This is a genomic window from Paracoccus sediminis (assembly GCF_900188295.1).
In the GTDB taxonomy this organism is placed as follows: domain Bacteria; phylum Pseudomonadota; class Alphaproteobacteria; order Rhodobacterales; family Rhodobacteraceae; genus Paracoccus; species Paracoccus sediminis.
In genome coordinates this window covers 155,278-173,964 of sequence record NZ_FZNM01000001.1, presented here as the reverse complement: position 1 = coordinate 173,964, position 18,687 = coordinate 155,278, and the positions used below count along the sequence as shown (strand labels likewise).

Genomic DNA, 18,687 nt, shown 5'->3' with positions numbered 1-18,687 from the left:
GGGGCACCCAGGACACGGGCCTACGAATGCAGGGGGATAAGGTCCAATTCGTGCCGTGCGTCCCACCGCGCGGCTCCCGAACCTCGAACATGCCCTGAAGGAAGCTCCGTCCACGGACCGCCCTTCAAGACAGGTTCGGCAGGGACCGGAAAACCCGGACCCTGCCTGCGTTTCAACCAGCCGAAAGGCCGATTACTTCAGCTCGACCTTGGCGCCAGCCGCTTCGAGCTTTTTCTTCATTTCTTCGCCATCGGCCTTGGAAGCGCCTTCCTTGACCTTGCCGCCGGCTTCGACCAGATCCTTGGCCTCTTTCAGGCCCAGACCGGTGATCGCGCGCACTTCCTTGATAACGTTGATCTTGTTGGCGCCCGCTTCGACCAGAACGACGTCGAATTCGGTCTTTTCCTCGGCGGCTTCCGCCGGGCCAGCGGCCGGGCCAGCCATCATGACGGCGCCGCCGGCGGCCGGCTCGATGCCGTATTCGTCTTTCAGGATGGTCTTCAGTTCCTGGGCTTCCAGCAGGGTCAGGCCCACGATTTGTTCAGCGAGTTGTTTCAGATCAGCCATTTTTCCGTTCTTTCAGTTAAGGTTCCAACGTCGGGTTTTCAACCACACGCGGGACTTGGGTTGCTTACGCAGCCTCACGTTCCTCAAGGGTCGTAAGGATGCTCGCGATGTTGCTTGCAGGCGCGCCAATGGCACCGGCGATGCTGCTTGCAGGCGCGCCGAGGCACGACACGATCTGAGCGATAAGCTCCTCACGCGACGGCATCGAGGCGACGGCTTTCACACCGGCCGGATCCAGGGCCGAATCCCCCATTGCACCGCCCAGGATCACGAAACGATCGTTGTCCTTGGCGTATTTGTCGGCGATCCGCGCAGCAGCGGTCGGATCCTCCGAATAGGTGATTACGGTCATGCCCGTCAGATAGTCGGCGATGCTTGCGCAAGGCTTTCCTTCCAGGGCGATCTTGGCGAGCTTGTTCTTGGCAACGCGAACCGAACCGCCGGCTTCGCGCATGCGCGAGCGGAGATCCTGCATATGGGCAACCGTCATCCCTTCGTAGTGGGCAACCACCACGACGCCAGAGCTTTCAAAGATCTGGCCGAGTTCCTCGACCAGCTGTTCTTTTTGCGCTCTATCCACGGTTTCACTCCAAGTTGGGGGTTTCCCCCCGGCTCTCACTTTTCCCGCCCCAGGGGGCAGGTCGGGTCCGCTCAGGGCAAGATCACCGAAGAAATCCTTCGGAAAAATGCTTCCCCATCTCAGGAAGGACATTAAGCCAGCCCCATACAGGATCGGGCCGGCACCCTCCGTCTCGGACAGGACGGGGCATCTGCACGCCCCGCCATTCCCAGCCCGAAGGCCGGGAAATTCTCAGTTGGCAGTCGCGGACGCCACGTCCACCGACACGCCCGGCCCCATGGTCGAACTGATCGAGACCTTCTTCATGTATGTCCCCTTCGCGCCCGACGGCTTGGCACGGCTGACCGCCTCCACGAAGGCGCGCAGGTTCAGGGCCAGCTTGTCGGCGTCAAAGGACACCTTGCCGATCCCCGCGTGGACCACGCCCGCCTTTTCGGCCTTGAACTGGACCTCGCCGCCCTTGGCGGCCTCGACGGCGGATTTCACGTCAACCGTCACAGTGCCGACCTTGGGGTTCGGCATCAGGTTGCGCGGACCCAGGATCTTGCCCAGGCGCCCGACCAGCGGCATCATGTCCGGCGTCGCAATGCAGCGGTCGAACTCAATCTTGCCGGACTGAATGGTTTCCATCAGATCCTCGGCGCCGACGATGTCCGCACCGGCGGCCTTGGCCTCGTCCACCTTGGGACCGCGGGCGAAGACGGCGACGCGCACGTCCTTGCCGGTGCCGGCGGGCAGCGTGACGACGCCCCGGACCATCTGGTCGGCGTGGCGCGGATCGACGCCCAGGTTCAGCGCGATCTCGACCGTTTCGTCGAACTTGGCGGACGCGGCGCCCTTGACCAGGGTGATCGCGTCCTCGACCGACAGGTTGTCCTTGCCGTCAAAGGCGGCGCGCGCGGCGGCTTTCTTCTTGGAAATCTGTGCCATGACTCAGCCTTTCACCTCGATACCGATCGACCGGGCGGACCCCAGGATGATCTTCATCGCCTGATCGACATCGTTGGCCGACAGGTCGGCCATCTTCGCCTCGGCGATCTCGCGGACCTGCTTGACGGTCACGGAACCGGCAACGGCGCGGCCCGGCTTGTCCGAACCCTTGGCGCGGTTGCGCTTGCCCACGGGCTTCAGGCCGGCCGCCTTCTTCAGCAGGAAGGACGCAGGCGGCGTCTTGGTCTCGAAGCTGAAGGACTTGTCGGCGTAATAGGTGATGACGACGGGCACGGGCGAGCCCTGCTCCATCTCTTGCGTCTTGGCGTTGAATTCCTTGCAGAACGCCATGATGTTGATGCCGCGCTGACCCAGTGCGGGGCCGACGGGAGGCGACGGGTTCGCCTGACCCGCCTTGATTTGCAGCTTGAGGCTGCCGACGACTTTCTTGGCCATGGGGCCTTCTCCTTTGTCATCAAGCCCGGCTGGGCCGATTTAGCGGTACGGCCCGATCCCGAAGAACCGGCACCTCCCGCGCGCGATCACGCGGTCTTGGCGACCTGCGTGAATTCCAGTTCGACCGGCGTCGGCCGGCCAAAGATCGACACCGTGACCTTGATCCGGCTGGACAGCTCGTCCACCTCCTCGACCATGCCCGAGAATCCCTCGAACGGGCCGTCGGTCACGTTCACCTTTTCGCCCACGTCAAAACGGATCAGGTTGCGCGGCGCGGCCTTTTCGCCATCGGCGCTGCGGTTCAGCATCCCGTTCACCTCGTCGTCGCGCATCGGCTGGGGCTTGCCCTGCGCGCCCAGGAATCCCGTGACGCGGTTGATCGAGTTCACCAGGTGATAGGTCCGGTCCGACATCTCCATGTGGACCAGCACATAGCCGGGCATGAAGCGGCGTTCGGACGTGACCTTCTTGCCGCGGCGGATCTCGATCACGTCCTCGGTCGGCACCAGAACCTCGTCGATCTGGTCGTCCAGTCCCTTTTCGGAAACGGCCTGCCGAATCGCCTCGGCGACCTTCTTCTCGAAATTCGACAGGACGCTGACCGAATACCAACGCTTTGCCATGTTCGATCAAACCCCTGTTCGTTCCTGCGCGGGAATCACCGCGGCAACGCAGGCAACCCCTTGAATTCCTGTGCGTCCGTCAAAATCGAAATCGGCGCGCAACCGGATTCGATGCACGCCGTTCGCCGGACAGTCGGGGGCAGATACCCCCGGACGGCGGGAAATGCAAGCCCGATCAGTTGGCGATCAGGCGCAGCCCTTCGGTGATCCCGAACCGGATCCCCAGATCCACCAGCGAAAAGAACACGCTGAACAGCGCGGCCAGGACCAGCACCATGATCGTCGTGGTTATCACCTCGCGGCGCGTCGGCCAGGTGATCTTGGCGGCCTCGGCGCGGACCTGATTGATGAACTGGACGGGATTGGTGGCCACGGGCAGGCTCCTGCAGGAAATCAGGGCTTCATCTAGCCGCGACGGCGCTGCGATTCAAGCCTGCCTTACAGATCCAGCCGCGACTGGCGGGTGGCGTCCTCCTCGCGCGCGGGCTTGCGGAAGGTATCGGCGCGGGCCAGGGGCACCTGCACGGCCCGGTCGCGCAAACGCATCGCGTCCTGGATCGTCACGATCTGGATGCGGGGCACGGCGATCGTGGTGCCCGGCAGGGTGTATTGGCCCGCGCCCGCGGCCTCGGTGACCATGGGGCGGGACGGTTCGGTCAGGGTCAGGAACACGCCGATCTGGGCGCCTTCGCGTTCGATCACGCCGCGCAGGTCGCGGATCATCGCCACGCCCACATTGTCGCCCGCCTTGACGCTGACGACGGCGCGGCCTTCGTGTTTCGCCCCGAAATACAGATTGCCGTCGATGCCCTTGTCGGCGCCCTTTTTCGACAGGTTGCCCGGCTGGGCGTTTATCAGGGACAGCGCCCATTTCTCGAACTCGAAATAGTAATTCTTGTCGTCGCGCCCCCGCGCGGCCAGGTTGCGGGCGCCGTCGATGTCCTGGGGCACGCCGTGGGTCTGGAACGCCACGCCGGGAAAGGCGTCGCGCAGCCGCTTTTCGATCAGGCCGATGGCCAGATGGGTCACGTCGATGCCGATCCAGCGCCGGTCCAGCTTTTGCGCGGCATGGACGGTGGTGCCGCAGCCGCAGAACGGGTCGAGCACCACGTCGCCCGGATTGGACGAGGCGTTGAGGATGCGCTCCAGCAGGGCCACGGGCTTCTGGGTGGGGTAGCCGAGGCGTTCTTTTGCTTGAGAGTTCAGCGGGGGGATGTCATCCCAATAGTTACTAACGGTTGTTCCCTTATCATCTTCTGGCCGAAGCTTTCGTCGCGGCCGCCCGGTTGACGTCCAGTATAAGTTCCCCTTTCTATCAAGCTCTTTTAGCTTTTCGATTTCCATGCGCCATCCTGCTGGGCCAGGGGTAAATCCCTTATACTCATAAACGAGGTTTCCACGTTCCCCCATGCTCCCTGAGCGCATTACCGGACCGTCATCCCACCGGCCAATTTCATCTATGAAAGCATATTTTTCTTCAATTTCTACATTCGTGAGAGGTCGCATAATTCGGTCACGATAAAGGGGTGCCGCCGCAGATTTAACAAAGTAAAAAATAGAATCTGTTGATTTGCCAAGTTGCTTAACGCCATGCTGTGACCCTTTGGGATTTCTTGAGCGAAGCCAGATAACTTCATTACGATAGTTCTGTGCCCCAAACACCGCATCCAGCAAAATCTTCAGATAATGGCTCGCGGTCGGATCGCAGTGCAGATACAGGCTGCCGGTCGGCCTCAGGACGCGGTGCAGTTCGATCAGCCGCACCGCCATCATCGCCAGATAGGCCATCATGTCGTTGTCGCCGAGAGCCGACCGCATCGCCCGCAGCATGGTCGCCGCCGCCGCGTTGTCGCCGCGCACCACGTCGCCGAACGCGGCCTCGGCGGTGTCGTTCCAGTGCCAGGTGTCGTCGAACGCCTCGATCTGGGCGGTGCTGCCGGCGCCGGTCGGGCCCTTGAACAGCACGTTGTAGCTGGCGTTGGAATTGAACGGCGGGTCCAGATAGATCAGGTCCACGGATTCGTCCGCGATGCTGTCGCGCAGCACCCGCAGGTTGTCGCCGTAAAACAGATGGTTCGTCATCGCCCCCGCCCCCGCCCATCGGGTCTTGATGCCCGATCAATCGTGAAGATCAGGTTAGCGCAGCCGCCCGCCAGCGCAAGCGGTGCCGATCAACGATGTGCGGAAGACCTGGCAGGGGTTGGGGGACTCGAACCCACGACCCTCGGTTTTGGAGACCGATGCTCTACCAACTGAGCTAAACCCCTGCGGTGACGGTCTGATAGGATCTGGCGCCGGGCGCGTCAAGCGGGGAAACGCGGCTCAGGCGGTGACGGGCCGCGCGGCGCCGCTGGCGTCCAGGGCGACAAAGGTGAAGACCGCCTCGGTAACGCGTTCGCCGTCGTCGCCGTGGCGTTCGCGGCGCCAGGCCTCGACCCGGATGCGCATCGAGGTGCGGCCGACCTGGACGATCTCGGCATACAGCGACACCTCGTCGCCGACCTTGACGGGGCGGTGGAACTTCATCCCCTCGACCGCGACGGTGGCGCTGCGGCCGCGCGCGGTCAGGGCGGCGACCGATCCGGCGGCCAGGTCCATCTGGCTCATCAGCCAGCCGCCGAAGATGTCGCCCGCGGGGTTGGTGTCGGCGGGCATGGCGATGGTGCGGATCGTCGGGATGCCGGGGGGCTGGGTGTCGCTCATGGCGGAATCCGGGCTGGGGCTGCCTGGCGATCAGCGCACGGCGGCGGGCATGACGCAAGCCTCATGCATCCGCCGTCAGGAACCCGCCCGACTGGCGCGCCCACAGCCGGGCATAGAGGCCCCCGCGCGCCAGCAGGTCGGCGTGGCTGCCCCCTTCGACGATCCGGCCCCGGTCCATCACGATCAGCCGGTCCATCGCGGCGATGGTGGACAGGCGGTGGGCAATGGCGATCACGGTCTTGCCCGCCATCAGCGTGTCAAGACGCGACTGGATCGCCGCCTCGGCCTCGCTGTCGAGCGCGCTCGTCGCCTCGTCCAGGACCAGGATCGGCGCGTCCTTGAGCGCCACGCGGGCGATGGCGATGCGCTGGCGCTGGCCGCCCGACAGTTTGACCCCGCGTTCGCCCACATGGGCGTCCAGTCCCCGGCGGCCGTGGCTGTCCGACAGGGCGGGCACGAAATCCTGCGCCTCGGCCATGCGCAGGGCCTGGGCGATCTGGTCGTCGGTGGCGTCGGGGCGGCCATAGGCGATGTTGTCGCGCACCGACCGATGCAGCAGGGAACTGTCCTGCGTCACCACGCCAATGGCCGCGCGCAGGCTGTCCTGCGTGACATGGGCGATGTCCTGGCCGTCAATGCTGATGCGGCCCCCTTCGATGTCGTGGAACCGCAGCAGCAGGTTGATAAGCGTCGATTTCCCCGCCCCCGACCGGCCCACCAGCCCGACCCGTTCGCCCGGCGCGACATGCAGCGTCAGATCGTCCAGCACCGCCATGGGCCGCGCGCCCTGCACTCCGCGATAGCGGAAGGTCACGTTGTCGAACCGCACCGCGCCCGGCCCGCGGACCAGCGGCGTGGCATCGGGGGCGTCGCGCACCTCTCGCGGCAGGGCCAGGCTGGCGATGCCGTCGCGGACGGTGCCGATGTTTTCGAACAGGGCGGCGAATTCCCACATGATCCAGTGGGCCATGTTGTTCAGCCGCATCGCCAGGGGCACGGCAACGGCGACCGCGCCCACCTCGATCACGCCGTTCGACCACAGCCACAGCCCGACCCCGGCGACCGAGGCGACCAGAGCCACGTTGATGGTGTTCAGCGCGATGTCCTGGATGCTGGACAGGCGCATCTGGGCATGGACCGTGCGCAGAAAGCGGTCCATCCCCTCGCGCATCCAGGCTTCCTCGCGCGAGGAATGGGAAAACAGCTTGACGGTGGCGATGTTGGTATAGCTGTCCACGACCCGGCCCGTCATGCCGGCGCGGGCATCGGCCTGGGCCTCGGCCACGCGGCCCAGCCGGGGCACGATCTGCCACAGCATCGCGCCATAGGCCGCGACCCACAGCACAAAGGGCAGCGCCAGCCGCCAGTCCTGGCTGCCCGCCAGGATCAGCGCGCCCAGGAAATAGACCGCGACATAGGTGCCGACATCGGTCATCTTCATCGCGACCTCGCGCACGGCAAGCGCCGTCTGCATCAGCCGCTGGGCGATGCGGCCCGCGAATTCGTCCTGGAAATAGCCGACCGACTGGCGCAGCAGATACCGATGCGCCCGCCAGCGGATGCGCTGGGGGAAATTGCCCATCAGCCCCTGATACAGCACCAGCGATCCCAGCAGGTTCAGCGCCGGCATCACGATCAGCAGAACCCCCGCCATCAGGGCCAACCGCCCACCTTGGCTGGCCCAGAACTGATCGCGGGGGGTTTGCGACAACTGGTCGATCAGTTCGCCCAGCCAGCCGAACAACATGACCTCGACCATGGCGATCAGGGACGAGGTGACGGCCAGCAGCGCCAGCCATGGCAGCGCCCCCCGGCTATAATACAGGACAAAGCGCACCAGCGACCGCGGCGGCATGTCCGGGGTTTCGGCCGGATAGGGATCTATGCGTCGTTCGAACCAAAGAAACATCGGCCACCGGACTGTCGTGAAAGGGCATCAGGCAGGGGTTCGCGTGCTGGCACCCTTCGCCCCCTGCTGTCAAGCCAAAGCCCGGCGCGATCCTGGAACGAAGGCGCAGGCCGCACGTTGCAGGACACAGCACAGGCTGCCATCCGCAAAGGACATCATCATGGCCATCAAGAACCTGAACGATCTCTACCTTCATCAGTTGAAGGATCTTTATTCCGCCTGCAAGCAATCCATGGCCATCGTCACCGAAATGGGCCGCGTCGCCAAATCGCGCGAACTGTCCGAGGCGCTGATCGCCGGCAACCAGGGCATCGCCCGCGGGATGGAGACGCTGGCCCAGATTTGCGACACTCATGACACCGATCCGACCGGAGAGCATTGCCGGGGGATGGAAGGTCTGGTGAACGAGGCCCGCAAGCACGCCATCGAAACGGACTTCGGCGACGACGACACCCAGGATGCCGCGATCATCACCCAGTACCAGCGGCTGGCGCATTACGCGATCGCAGGCTATGGCTGCGTGCGCACCTTTGCCAACCGCCTGGGCCATGACGGCGATGGCGCGCAGTTGCAGGAATGCCTGGACAACACGCGCGACGGGGACGAGCATATGACCCGCATCGCCGAAGGCGGCGTCAATCAGGCAGCGATGGACGGCCGATAAGGACAACGGTTCCGCGGCCCCGTTCGGGGCTGCGCTTCACGACTGCCGCGCTCTGGGCGCCGAATATCCCCAGGCATCCGGGGCCATCGCCACGTCACCCCCGGAACCGTCGGCTTGTGCCGGCACCGGGGGTTTTTGCCGAAAGGATCAGACGTTGCCTGCGGCCATCTCCTTGGCGATGTGGTCTGCCTGCCGGATCGCCAGGGCCACGATGGTCAGCGTCGGGTTCTCTGCCGCCCCCGTGGTGAACTGGCTGCCGTCCGAGATGAACAGGTTGGCCACGTCATGGGCTTGGCCATGCTTGTTGACCACGCCGTCCTCGGGCCGCTCTGACATGCGGTTGGTGCCCAGGTTGTGCGTGGACGGATAGGGCGGCGTCGGCAGGGTGCGGGTCGCGCCCACCGCCTTGTACATATCCTGTCCCACCTTGTAGGCGTGGTTTCGCATCGCGATGTCGTTCGGATGGTCGCTGAAATTCACGTTGGCGACCTTCAGGCCGAACCTGTCCTCGGTGTCGGACAGGGTGACGCGGTTTTCCGCCTGGGGCATGTCCTCGCCCACGATCCACAGGCCCGCCATGTTCTCGTAACTGTCAAGCGCCGTGGTGAACTCGCGCCCCCAGTTGCCGGGATCCAGGAAGGCCGCCATGAAGGGCAGGCCCAGCGACAGGGTTTCCAATTCGTAGCCGCCTACGAACCCGCGCGAGGGGTCGTGCCTGGCCTCGTCGCGCATGATGCCCGCCATGGTCGTGCCGCGCCACATCCGTACCGGCTTTTCAAAGGTGCCGTACACGGACCCGGTCGTATGGCGCATGTAGTTGCGCCCGACCTGGCCCGACCGGTTGGCCAGCCCGTCCGGGAACATCGAGCTGTGCGAATTCAGCAGCAGACGCGGGGATTCGAACGAATTGCCGGCGACCGCGACGACCCGCGCTTTCTGCATCTGGAGGTTGCCGTCCTTGTCGAAATATTCGACGCCCGTCACCTTGCCGCCGTCGTCATGCAGGATGCGCGCGACATGGGCGTGGTCCCGAACCTCCAGGTTACCGGTCGCCTCGCCGCGCGGGATGTCGGTATAGGCGGTGGACCATTTGGCGCCCCATTTGCAGCCCTGGAAGCAGAACCCGGTCTGCTGGCAGGACATCCGGTCGTCGTAGTCGACGCTGTTGATGGCCATGTTTCCGGTGTGGACTTCCTTGTACCCAAGCGCCAAGGCGCCCTTTTCAAAGACCTTGTAATTGTTGCTGCCCGGCAGGCGCGGCCGTCCGCCGACCCCGGTCACGCCCAGCTTGGCCTCGGCCTTGTCGTACCACGGGGCCATTTCGGCCGGGTCGATGGGCCAGTCCAGCAGGCTTGCGCCCTCGACCGCGCCATAGGTGGTCAGGGCCTTCCATTCATGGTCCTGGAACCGCAGCGAGGCGCCCGCCCAATGGATGCTGGTCCCGCCGACGGCCTTGACGATCCAGGCGGGCAGGCCGGAAAAATCCTTGGCGACCCGCCAGTCGCCGCTGGTCGTGCGCGGATCGGTCCAGGCCAGCTGGCCGAAGCTGTCCCATTCGTCGTTGATGTAATCCTCGGGGTAATAGCGTCCGCCCGCTTCCAGGGCGACGACCTTGATGCCCTTCTGCGCCAGCTCATAGGCCAGCACCCCGCCCCCCGCTCCGGTGCCCACGATGACGACCACGCCGTCGTCGTTCAGATCGAATTTGGCTGCCTGTGCCATGATGGATTCCCGCTTACAGCCAGTCGATGTCGTCAAAGCCGCGGGCGATGTATCCACCCTGCGAGAAGGACTCGCCTTCATAGCCGAAGATCGGCCAGATCTCTTTCTGATTGTACAATCCCGTCACCAGCCCGCCCCGGACGGCCTGAAAGAAAGGCTGGTCCTGGATCCCGCGCAGGATCGCGACCCGGTCGTCTTCCCAGCCGGCGGCAAGGTAGTTCACGAACCCCGCTTCCTTGGCGGCGGCGTCCAGAAGGGCGATCCCTTCCCGGACCACGGCCTTCTGCTCCTCGGAATCATAGCTTTTGACGGCGATGGCGTAATAGCGGTCGCCGACCTTGTCATGCGGATAGATGTCGCGCGCCATCTGCAACAGCGTCGCCATCTCGTGCTCGCTTATCGCGTTCACCTCGACCGCCCAAGCGGCGTCGGGCGCCGCGATGAAGCCCGGCCCGGCAATGGCCAAGGCCCCCGCCGCCGCAGCGCGCGCCAGAAGCGCACGCCGGGTCAGGCCCTGTTTGCGTAATTGGGACATGTTCTCCTCCCCTGGTGTTGACGTTCGGCCGGGGGCTCCCCTCCCCCCGTGCGCCGTGCGTTACTTGTAGCGGCCGCCCCGCTGGATCACCTCGATCTGATAGCCGTCGGGATCCGCGATAAAGAAAAACCGCGCGATCACCTCGCCGCCTGGGGCGAAATCGACCAGCTTGCGCGGGGCATAGCCCAGGCCCGCGATCCTGGCGTGTTCGGCGTCCACGTCGTCCACGGTGAACGCGACATGGCCATAGCCATCGCCAAGGTCGTAAGGTTCGGCCCGGCCCTTGTTGACGGTCAGCTCCAGCTCGACCTCGCTTTCGCCGCCGGACAGATAGACCAAAGTGAAATCCGGGAAATCCAGCCGCTCGGCCACCGTCAGGCCGAAGCATCGGTCATAGAATTCGACCGAACGCGCCTCGTCCAGGACGCGGATCATCGAGTGGACATATCGTGCCATGCCAAGCCTCCGAAGCCTTTTCTTCCGGTCAGGCTAGGGATTCGCGGATGGGCGCGGGTAGTATCGGATTACTACAGCCGGATTTTATTCCGCGGCGATGGCGGGGGCGAAATGCTGCTCCTCGCCCAAGTGGATGGTACAGGCGCAGCGCAGAAGCGAGGTGAAGTTCCGGGCCTCTCCATGCAGTTCCAGAACCTCGGCGTGCAGCCTGGAAATGAACGCAGGGGTCGAGACGCCCTCGCGCGCGGCGATGTCGTCCAGGATATGCCAGAACGCGCGTTCAAGCCGGATCGAGGTGGATTGCCCGTTCAGCCGCAGCCTGCGGGTGACGGTCTCGTAACGCTCGGGGTGCTGCCCCGCAAAAATCTGGCACACGGGCTTGATCCGCTTCTGTTCGCGGATCCGATCTTGCGGCAGAACCGCGCGACGGTCAACGATGCCCTATCCGGCTTAAGCCTTCCGTCAGGGGCGGGCGATCCGACCATGGCCCGTGGCATGTCCTCAGACAATGCAAGGCTTTCCCCCGACCAAAAAAGCCGCCCCCTTTCGGAAGCGGCCCCTTGTGGTCCGTTGCAAGCCTGTCAGCTCACTTCAGGATCTTGGACACGACCCCTGCGCCCACCGTACGTCCGCCTTCGCGGATGGCGAAGCGCAGCTTTTCCTCCATGGCGATCGGCGCGATCAGCTCGACCTCGAACTTCAGGTTGTCGCCCGGCATCACCATCTCGGTGCCCTCGGGCAGCTTGACGGTCCCGGTCACGTCCGTGGTGCGGAAGTAGAACTGCGGCCGGTAGTTCGCGAAGAACGGCGTGTGCCGCCCGCCCTCCTCCTTGGTCAGGATATAGGCCTCGGCCTCGAAGGTGGTGTGCGGGTTGACCGACTTGGGCTTGCACAGCACCTGGCCGCGCTCCACCCCGTCGCGGTCGATGCCGCGCAAGAGCACGCCCACGTTGTCGCCCGCTTCCCCGCGGTCCAAGAGCTTGCGGAACATCTCGACGCCCGTGCAGGTGGTCTTGCGGGTGTCGCGGATGCCCACGATCTCCAGCTCGTCGCCCACGTTGACCGCGCCGCGCTCGATCCGGCCCGTCACCACCGTGCCGCGGCCCGAGATCGAGAACACGTCCTCGATCGGCATCAGGAACGGCTGGTCGATCGCGCGCTCGGGCGTCGGGATGTATTCGTCCACGGCGGCGATCAGCGCGCGGATCGAATCCTCGCCGATCTCCTTGTCGGTGCCGTTCATCGCCGCCAGCGCCGAGCCCTTGATGATCGGGATGTCGTCGCCCGGATAGTCGTAGGAGGACAGCAACTCGCGCACCTCCATCTCGACCAGCTCCAGCAGCTCCTCGTCATCCACCTGGTCGACCTTGTTGAGGTACACGACCATGTAGGGGATGCCCACCTGGCGGCCCAAGAGGATATGCTCGCGCGTTTGCGGCATCGGGCCGTCGGCGGCGTTGACAACCAGGATCGCGCCGTCCATCTGCGCCGCGCCGGTGATCATGTTCTTGACGTAGTCGGCGTGGCCCGGACAGTCCACATGCGCGTAATGGCGCGCCTCCGATTCGTATTCCACATGCGCGGTCGAGATGGTGATCCCCCGCGCCCGCTCCTCAGGCGCCCCGTCGATCTGGTCATAGGCGCGGAATTCGCCGAAATACTTCGTGATCGCCGCCGTCAGCGTCGTCTTGCCGTGGTCAACATGGCCAATCGTGCCAATGTTGACATGCGGTTTCGTCCGTTCAAACTTTGCCTTTGCCATCTACGGCCTCTCCTGATCGCGGGGCATGGCGAGACGGCCCCGATTTGACGTGCGCCGCGATGTATAAGCCGATCACGGAAAAATCAAGGGCACCTCCGCTGCCCGTGCCCGCCGAACCGGGATGTGGCGGGAACCGATCCCCCCGATCCCTCGTTCGGGGACCGACCGGGATCGGACAACCGCGCCGATCCCCAAAAGGAGGATCCGACATGAGCCTGATGAAAACACTGGGCCGGGTGGCGGCCGGTGTCATTCTTGCCAAAGGCCTGGGCGCCGCCATGCAGCAGCGCCCGCAGGGCCGCCCCGGCGGTCCGGTCACGCAGACCGGGGCCAGCGGCGGGCTTTTGGGCGACCTGTTTCGCAACAACACGACGCCGGGTGCGGGCGGCGGCCTGAACGATCTGCTGGGTCAGGTTCTGGGCGGCGGTCGTCCGGGCAGCGGATCGCGCTATGGCGGGCCGAACTCTCGGGGGGCGACCGGCGGGCTGGGCGGGATTCTGGACACCCTGACGACCCGATCCCGCACCGGCGGCGGCGGGGGACTGGGCGATCTGCTGGGCCAACTGAGCGGCGGTTCCAAGACCCGCAGCGCCGGCACCGGGGGCGGTTTGGGCGACCTGCTGGGCGGTCTTCTGGGCGGCGCGGCTGCCGGTGGCGTTGCAGGACGTCTGGCGCAGAAGGATTCGCAACCCACGAATGACGCCAGCTTCGGCGAACTGTTCAACGATGCCGTGGTCAACAAGGGCGAACCCGAGATCGCGCCAACCCCCGAACAGAACGCCGTGGCCGGATTGATGCTGAGGGCGATGATCCAGGCCGCGAAATCCGACGGCACCATCGACGAGGCCGAAAAGCAGCGTCTTCTGGGCAAATTGGGCGACGATCTGGACGACGACGAACGCCAGTTCATCCGCGACCAGATGGCCGCGCCCGTGGATGCCGAAGCTTTGGCCCGCGACGTTCCCAAAGGCCTTGAATCGCAGGTCTATCTGATGTCGCTTCTGGCCATCGATCTCGACCACGAGGACGAGGCGCGCTATCTGGACCGCCTTGCCCGCGCGCTGAAACTGGACCGTCCCGCGATCGACGACATCCACAACGAGGTTGGTGTGGCCAAGCTGTATACGTGACCGCCGCAGGCGGCCCCACTGGGGCCGCCTTTTCCGTTCCGCCGCGACCATCCCGCATTTGCTTTCGCCTTCGTTTCCCGCATCTTGCACCGTATCAACGCCAGCCTTTCAGGAGACAGCCATGATGACCGTCAAAGCCGCCGTCCTTGTTGCCATGCTTGGCCTGCCTGCCGTCGCCACCGCGCAATCGGTGGAAGACGCGCTTGAGGCGCGCCAAGGTTTCATGACGATGCTGGGCTTGAACATGGGCACGCTGTCGGGGATGGCGAAAGGCGAAATCCCCTATGACGAGGCCGCAGCCGGCCGCGCCGCCGCCAACATCGTCGCGCTGACCCAATACGACGCCCCCGCCCTGTTCATCGACGGCACCTCGTCCGAGGACACCGACGAATCGGAAGCCTTGCCCGCGATCTGGGAAAATCCTGACGATTTCCGCAGCAAGTTCGCGGGGCTGGTCGAAGCCGCCGCAGGCAGCCCCGCTGCCGTAGCGGGCGGGCAGGAAAATCTTGGCCCCGTGGTGCAAAGACTGGGCGGCGCCTGCAAGGCCTGTCACGACGATTACCGCAAGGCCGATTGATGAAGGACCAACCCGCGCGCAAGGAGCGGGTTTGGGATCCGGCGCTGCGAGCTTTCCATTGGGCGCTTGCAACGCTGGTGATTGCGAACTGGCTGCTGGGCAAATTCGGCCCCTCGATAATGACCCTGCATTTCTGGCTTGGTTACGCGATCATCGGCTTGCTGGCCTTTCGGTTGATCTGGGGCATCGTCGGACCCGCATCCGCGCGATTCGGCCAGTTCGTCCGCGGTCCACGCGCCATCCTGTCCTATGCTCGGGACATGGGGCGGCCGCAGCCCAGCAACTGGCCGGGGCACAGTCCGGTCGGCGCGCTGGCGGTGCTGGCGATGCTGGCCATCCTGACCATGCAGGTCGGCAGCGGATTGTTCGCCGATCCAGACGACTATATCAACGTCGGACCCCTCGCCTCGCAGGTCGGTTCGGAAACGTCGCGGGCCGCCCTGCGCTGGCACTATCGGGGCGCAGACCTGATCTTTGTTCTGGTCGTGCTGCATGTGGCCGCCATCGTCTTCTATCGCCTATGGAAACGAGAGGATCTGGTGCGTCCGATGATTACCGGCTGGAAATGGGTGCGGCGCCGCTGATGGGAACCCTGGCGGTTGCAGGCGGTTTGGCAAGGCAACCGAAAAGGAAAGCCCATGTCCACCGACCAACCCTTCCGCAGTGGCGCCATTCAGAACCCTCGCCTGCCTAGGCCCGACTTCCCTAAACAGGAACAGCCCTTTCCCGGCTTGGCCAGCCGGATGGATCCCCTGCCCGACCATGGCGAGACCAGCTATCGCGGCAGCGGCCGCCTGACGGGCAAGCGGGCGCTGATTACAGGCGGGGACAGCGGCATCGGCGCGGCGGCGGCCATCGCCTATGCCCGCGAGGGGGCGGATGTCGCCATCAACTATCTGCCCGACGAACAGGAAGATGCCGACAAGGTGGTTGCCCTGATCGAAGCCGAGGGCCGCAAGGCCGTGGCCATCCCCGGCGACCTGCGGGACGAGGATTTCTGCGCCACGCTGGTGTCCCAGGCGGTCGAGGCTCTTGGCGGGCTGGATGTTCTGGTCAACAACGCCGGCCGCCAGCAATTCTGCGAAAGGCTGGAGGATCTGACGACCGAGAATTTCGACGCCACCATCAAGACCAACATCTATGCCCCCTTCTGGATCACCCGTGCGGCCTTGCCGCACATGGGTGCGGGCGGGTCGATCATCATCACGTCGTCGGTGCAGGCGTTTTCGGCGTCCGAACTGCTGTTCGACTATGCCCAGACCAAGGCGGCCAATGTCGCCTTCGCGCAGTCCTTGGCCAAGCAGCTGGCCCCGCGCGGCATCCGGGTGAATGCCGTCTGTCCCGGTCCCTATTGGACCGCCTTGCAGGTTTCGGGCGGCCAGCCAACGAAAAAAGCGTCGGAACACGGCAAGAACCAGCCCCTTGGCCGTCCCGGCCAGCCGGTCGAACTGGCGCCGATTTATGTCCTGCTGGCCTCTGATGAGGCAAGCTACATTACCGGCGAATATTTCGGATCGGTCGGCGGCGGGGGCCTGTAGAAGGAATTCCTGTCTCTAGCGGGGATGCCTTGACCGGACCGAACGATCTTCCGGCTGACAGGGATCCCACGATACAAGGTGGGACGGCGATGAGCGTCCCGAAGAAAAGTCCCCTGCTGGTCGAGGCGAGGGTCGAGGCAGCAGGGGACCGCTTTTCATGCTGGCTTGAGATATCCTGGAAAGCCCGCCGCATTGCGGCGGGCAAGGCAGGGCCCCCGGCCGACGCCCGCCAAAGGGCGCCAACTGCTTGTCAGTTGAACTTGTTGTCGCGCGGAAAGCCGCGCGGCGCCATGCTGCCGCTGCCGGCGCGCTTGCCCAGCCATGCGCTCAGATCCGGTTCCGTCCGTGTACGGCCGCCGCTTTCCTGCCACCGCAGCCCGTCGGCCAAGGTGATGAAGGCGGCATCCGACAGGGTGTCATCGGCCACCAGCCCGCCGCCGCTGCGGTATTTTTGCAGCTTCACGCCCTTGCCCCGCGCCATTTCCGGAAGTTCCGACAGGGGAAAGACCAGCATCTTGCGGTTCGTGCCGACTACGGCCAGATGATCGCCGCCGACCGGGCGGCACAGCATCGCGTCGCCGTTCAGCACCTGCTTGCCGGTCTTGGTCTGGGCCAGGATGTCGCCCGCCCCCACGATGAAGCCATCCCCGGCCTTTGACGCCACCAGATATTTCTGGTCGGCGCGCCAGGGGAACAAGGCGATCACCTCGGCCTCGTTCGGCAGGTCGATCATCAGGCGCAAGGGTTCGCCCATGCCGCGGCCGCCGGGCAGGTTGTTGGCGGGCAGCGTGTAGAACCGCCCGTTCGAGGCGAAGATCATCAGCTTGTCGGTCGTTTCGGCATGGACCGCCAATCCCGGCCCGTCGCCGTCCTTGAACTTGACCTCGGCGTCCAGGGGCTGATGGCCCTTCATCGTGCGGATCCAGCCCATCCGGGACAGGATCACGGTCAGCGGCTCACGCTCGATCATGGAATCCAGGTCGATGGGCGCGATGTCCTGCGCCTCGGCGATCCGGGTGCGGCGCTGGCCCGCGGGCCTGGACTTGCCGAACAGGTTGCGCACCTCTTTCAACTGGTCGGCAATGCGCGCCCATTGCGCGCGTTCGTCGGCCAGCATCGCCTGCAAGCCCCCGCGTTCGTCCAGCAGGGCATCGCGTTCGGCGCGCAGTTCGATCTCCTCCAGCTTGCGCAGGGCACGCAGGCGCATGTTCAGGATCGCCTCGACCTGCACCTCGGTCAGGGCGAATTCGGCGATCATGACCGCCTTGGGATCGTCCTCGTGGCGGATGATGGCGATCACGCGGTCCAGGTTCAGATAGGCGATCAGATAGCCTTCCAGAACCTCCAACCGGGTGGCGATCCGTTCCAGCCGGTGATGGGCGCGGCGCACCAGAACCTCGCGCCGGTGGTCCAGAAAGGCGCGCAGCACCTCCTTGAGCGAACAGACCTTGGGCACCCGCCCGTCGATCAGCACGTTCATGTTCATGCTGAAGCGGATTTCCAGATCGCTCACGCGGAACAGCGCGGCCATCATCTGTTCGGGATCGACGCCGCGGGTCCGGGGTTCCAGGACGATGCGGATATCCTCGGCCGATTCGTCGCGCACATCGGCCAGGATCGGAATGCGCTTGGTCTGGATCAGGTCGGCCAGCCGTTCGATCAGCCTGGATTTCTGCACCTGATAGGGGATCTCGGTCACGACGACCTGCCAGACGCCCCGGCCCAGATCCTCGACCGCCCAGCGGGCGCGCAGGCGAAAGGCGCCGCGCCCGGTGCGATAGGCCTCGGCGATGGTGTCGCGGTTTTCCACGATGACGCCGCCGGTCGGGAAATCCGGCCCCTGGATGATTCCGGCAAGGGTGTCGTCGCGCGCATCCGGCGTCTTGATGAGGTGCAGGCAGGCGTCGACCACCTCGTGAAGGTTGTGGGGCGGGATGTTGGTGGCCATCCCCACGGCAATTCCGGACGCGCCGTTCGCCAGCAGGTTCGGAAAGGCAGCGGGCAGGACGATCGGCTCCTGCAAGGTGCCGTCGTAATTCGGGCGGAAATCCACCGCATCCTCGGCCAGGCCGTCCATCAGCGCCTCGGACGCCTGCGCCAGCCGCGCCTCGGTATACCGGGCGGCGGCCGGGTTGTCGCCGTCGATGTTGCCGAAGTTCCCCTGCCCGTTCACCAGCGGATAGCGCATGGCGAAATCCTGGGCCAGCCGCGCCATCGCGTCATAGATCGCGGCGTCCCCGTGGGGGTGATAGTTGCCCATCACGTCGCCGGTGATCTTGGCCGACTTGCGGAACGCGCCGTTCGGCGCCAGCCGCAGTTCGCGCATCGCATACAGGATGCGGCGGTGGACCGGCTTCAGCCCGTCGCGCGCATCGGGCAGCGCCCGGTGCATGATCGTGGACAGGGCATAGGTCAGATACCGTTCGCCGATCGCGCGGCTGAGAGGTTCGGTCTGGGTGTTGTCGTCAGGGTCGATGGGCAGGCTGGACATGCGCCACCAGATAGGGCGCCAGCCCGGCGCGGTCCAGCGGGAAT

20 protein-coding genes and 1 tRNA gene are annotated in these 18,687 nt (G+C 65.0%); 5 read left to right on the top strand and 16 right to left on the bottom strand.

The window, feature by feature from the left end:
- Positions 1 to 192: 192 nt before the first annotated feature.
- The 10 genes from rplL to CHB77_RS00915 form a co-directional block, all read right to left on the bottom strand.
- Positions 193 to 567 carry a 50S ribosomal protein L7/L12 gene (gene rplL / locus CHB77_RS00960; protein WP_089386309.1) on the bottom strand — a complete coding sequence of 125 codons (375 nt, stop codon included), beginning with the start codon at positions 565 to 567 and terminating at the stop codon, positions 193 to 195.
- A gap of 64 nt (positions 568 to 631) precedes the next feature.
- Positions 632 to 1,147, bottom strand: coding sequence for a 50S ribosomal protein L10 (rplJ, locus tag CHB77_RS00955; protein WP_089386308.1), 516 nt, complete (start codon positions 1,145 to 1,147; stop codon positions 632 to 634).
- A gap of 231 nt (positions 1,148 to 1,378) precedes the next feature.
- Positions 1,379 to 2,077: a 50S ribosomal protein L1 gene (gene rplA / locus CHB77_RS00950; protein WP_089386307.1), complete on the bottom strand. Its 699-nt coding sequence runs from the start codon at positions 2,075 to 2,077 to the stop codon at positions 1,379 to 1,381.
- Positions 2,078 to 2,080: 3 nt separating this feature from the next.
- On the bottom strand, positions 2,081 to 2,533 hold the full coding sequence (gene rplK / locus CHB77_RS00945) for a 50S ribosomal protein L11 (protein ID WP_089386306.1): 453 nt from the start codon (positions 2,531 to 2,533) through the stop codon (positions 2,081 to 2,083).
- 86 nt (positions 2,534 to 2,619) lie between these two features.
- The gene (gene nusG / locus CHB77_RS00940; RefSeq protein ID WP_089386305.1) at positions 2,620 to 3,156 is read right to left on the bottom strand and encodes a transcription termination/antitermination protein NusG; all 537 of its coding nucleotides are present in this window, start codon (positions 3,154 to 3,156) and stop codon (positions 2,620 to 2,622) included.
- Between the two features lie 175 nt (positions 3,157 to 3,331).
- The gene (secE, locus tag CHB77_RS00935; RefSeq protein ID WP_089386304.1) at positions 3,332 to 3,529 is read right to left on the bottom strand and encodes a preprotein translocase subunit SecE; all 198 of its coding nucleotides are present in this window, start codon (positions 3,527 to 3,529) and stop codon (positions 3,332 to 3,334) included.
- Between the two features lie 65 nt (positions 3,530 to 3,594).
- The gene (locus CHB77_RS00930; RefSeq protein WP_089386303.1) at positions 3,595 to 5,238 is read right to left on the bottom strand and encodes a site-specific DNA-methyltransferase; all 1,644 of its coding nucleotides are present in this window, start codon (positions 5,236 to 5,238) and stop codon (positions 3,595 to 3,597) included.
- Between the two features lie 109 nt (positions 5,239 to 5,347).
- Positions 5,348 to 5,423: transfer RNA gene (locus CHB77_RS00925), tRNA-Trp, on the bottom strand.
- Between the two features lie 55 nt (positions 5,424 to 5,478).
- Positions 5,479 to 5,859, bottom strand: a complete 381-nt coding sequence (locus CHB77_RS00920; protein WP_089386302.1) for an acyl-CoA thioesterase — start codon at positions 5,857 to 5,859, stop codon at positions 5,479 to 5,481.
- A 61-nt stretch (positions 5,860 to 5,920) separates the two neighbouring features.
- Positions 5,921 to 7,768 carry an ABC transporter ATP-binding protein gene (locus CHB77_RS00915; protein WP_089386301.1) on the bottom strand — a complete coding sequence of 616 codons (1,848 nt, stop codon included), beginning with the start codon at positions 7,766 to 7,768 and terminating at the stop codon, positions 5,921 to 5,923.
- A 160-nt stretch (positions 7,769 to 7,928) separates the two neighbouring features.
- Here CHB77_RS00915 and CHB77_RS00910 point away from each other — a divergent pair, with 160 nt between their 5' ends.
- Positions 7,929 to 8,432: a ferritin-like domain-containing protein gene (locus tag CHB77_RS00910; protein WP_089386300.1), complete on the top strand. Its 504-nt coding sequence runs from the start codon at positions 7,929 to 7,931 to the stop codon at positions 8,430 to 8,432.
- Between the two features lie 147 nt (positions 8,433 to 8,579).
- On the opposite strand, the gene CHB77_RS00905 is transcribed toward CHB77_RS00910, so the two are convergent.
- The 5 genes from CHB77_RS00905 to tuf form a co-directional block, all read right to left on the bottom strand.
- Positions 8,580 to 10,154 carry a GMC family oxidoreductase gene (locus CHB77_RS00905; RefSeq protein ID WP_089386299.1) on the bottom strand — a complete coding sequence of 525 codons (1,575 nt, stop codon included), beginning with the start codon at positions 10,152 to 10,154 and terminating at the stop codon, positions 8,580 to 8,582.
- 13 nt (positions 10,155 to 10,167) lie between these two features.
- Positions 10,168 to 10,689: a Twin-arginine translocation pathway signal gene (locus tag CHB77_RS00900; RefSeq protein ID WP_089386298.1), complete on the bottom strand. Its 522-nt coding sequence runs from the start codon at positions 10,687 to 10,689 to the stop codon at positions 10,168 to 10,170.
- A 60-nt stretch (positions 10,690 to 10,749) separates the two neighbouring features.
- On the bottom strand, positions 10,750 to 11,145 hold the full coding sequence (locus CHB77_RS00895) for a VOC family protein (RefSeq protein ID WP_089386297.1): 396 nt from the start codon (positions 11,143 to 11,145) through the stop codon (positions 10,750 to 10,752).
- An 84-nt stretch (positions 11,146 to 11,229) separates the two neighbouring features.
- The gene (locus CHB77_RS00890; protein WP_089386296.1) at positions 11,230 to 11,520 is read right to left on the bottom strand and encodes a ribbon-helix-helix domain-containing protein; all 291 of its coding nucleotides are present in this window, start codon (positions 11,518 to 11,520) and stop codon (positions 11,230 to 11,232) included.
- Positions 11,521 to 11,731: 211 nt separating this feature from the next.
- Positions 11,732 to 12,907, bottom strand: a complete 1,176-nt coding sequence (gene tuf, locus CHB77_RS00885) for an elongation factor Tu (RefSeq protein WP_089386295.1) — start codon at positions 12,905 to 12,907, stop codon at positions 11,732 to 11,734.
- 209 nt (positions 12,908 to 13,116) lie between these two features.
- On the opposite strand from tuf, the gene CHB77_RS00880 reads away from it, so the two are divergent.
- The 4 genes from CHB77_RS00880 to CHB77_RS00865 all read left to right on the top strand — a co-directional run bounded on the left by CHB77_RS00880 (position 13,117) and on the right by CHB77_RS00865 (position 16,152).
- A complete protein-coding gene (locus CHB77_RS00880; protein ID WP_089386294.1) occupies positions 13,117 to 14,037 on the top strand; it encodes a DUF533 domain-containing protein in 921 nt (306 codons plus the stop codon).
- A 121-nt stretch (positions 14,038 to 14,158) separates the two neighbouring features.
- Positions 14,159 to 14,614, top strand: a complete 456-nt coding sequence (locus CHB77_RS00875) for a c-type cytochrome (RefSeq protein ID WP_089386293.1) — start codon at positions 14,159 to 14,161, stop codon at positions 14,612 to 14,614.
- Entirely contained in the window at positions 14,614 to 15,198 is a 585-nt protein-coding gene (locus CHB77_RS00870) for a cytochrome b/b6 domain-containing protein (protein WP_089386292.1), read from the top strand. Before CHB77_RS00875 ends, CHB77_RS00870 begins: the two co-directional genes overlap by 1 nt.
- Positions 15,199 to 15,252: 54 nt before the next feature.
- On the top strand, positions 15,253 to 16,152 hold the full coding sequence (locus tag CHB77_RS00865) for an SDR family oxidoreductase (RefSeq protein ID WP_089386291.1): 900 nt from the start codon (positions 15,253 to 15,255) through the stop codon (positions 16,150 to 16,152).
- Between the two features lie 250 nt (positions 16,153 to 16,402).
- Here the strand turns inward: CHB77_RS00865 and parC are convergent, their stop codons facing one another.
- A complete protein-coding gene (gene parC / locus CHB77_RS00860; protein WP_089386290.1) occupies positions 16,403 to 18,643 on the bottom strand; it encodes a DNA topoisomerase IV subunit A in 2,241 nt (746 codons plus the stop codon).
- Positions 18,644 to 18,687: the final 44 nt, after the last annotated feature.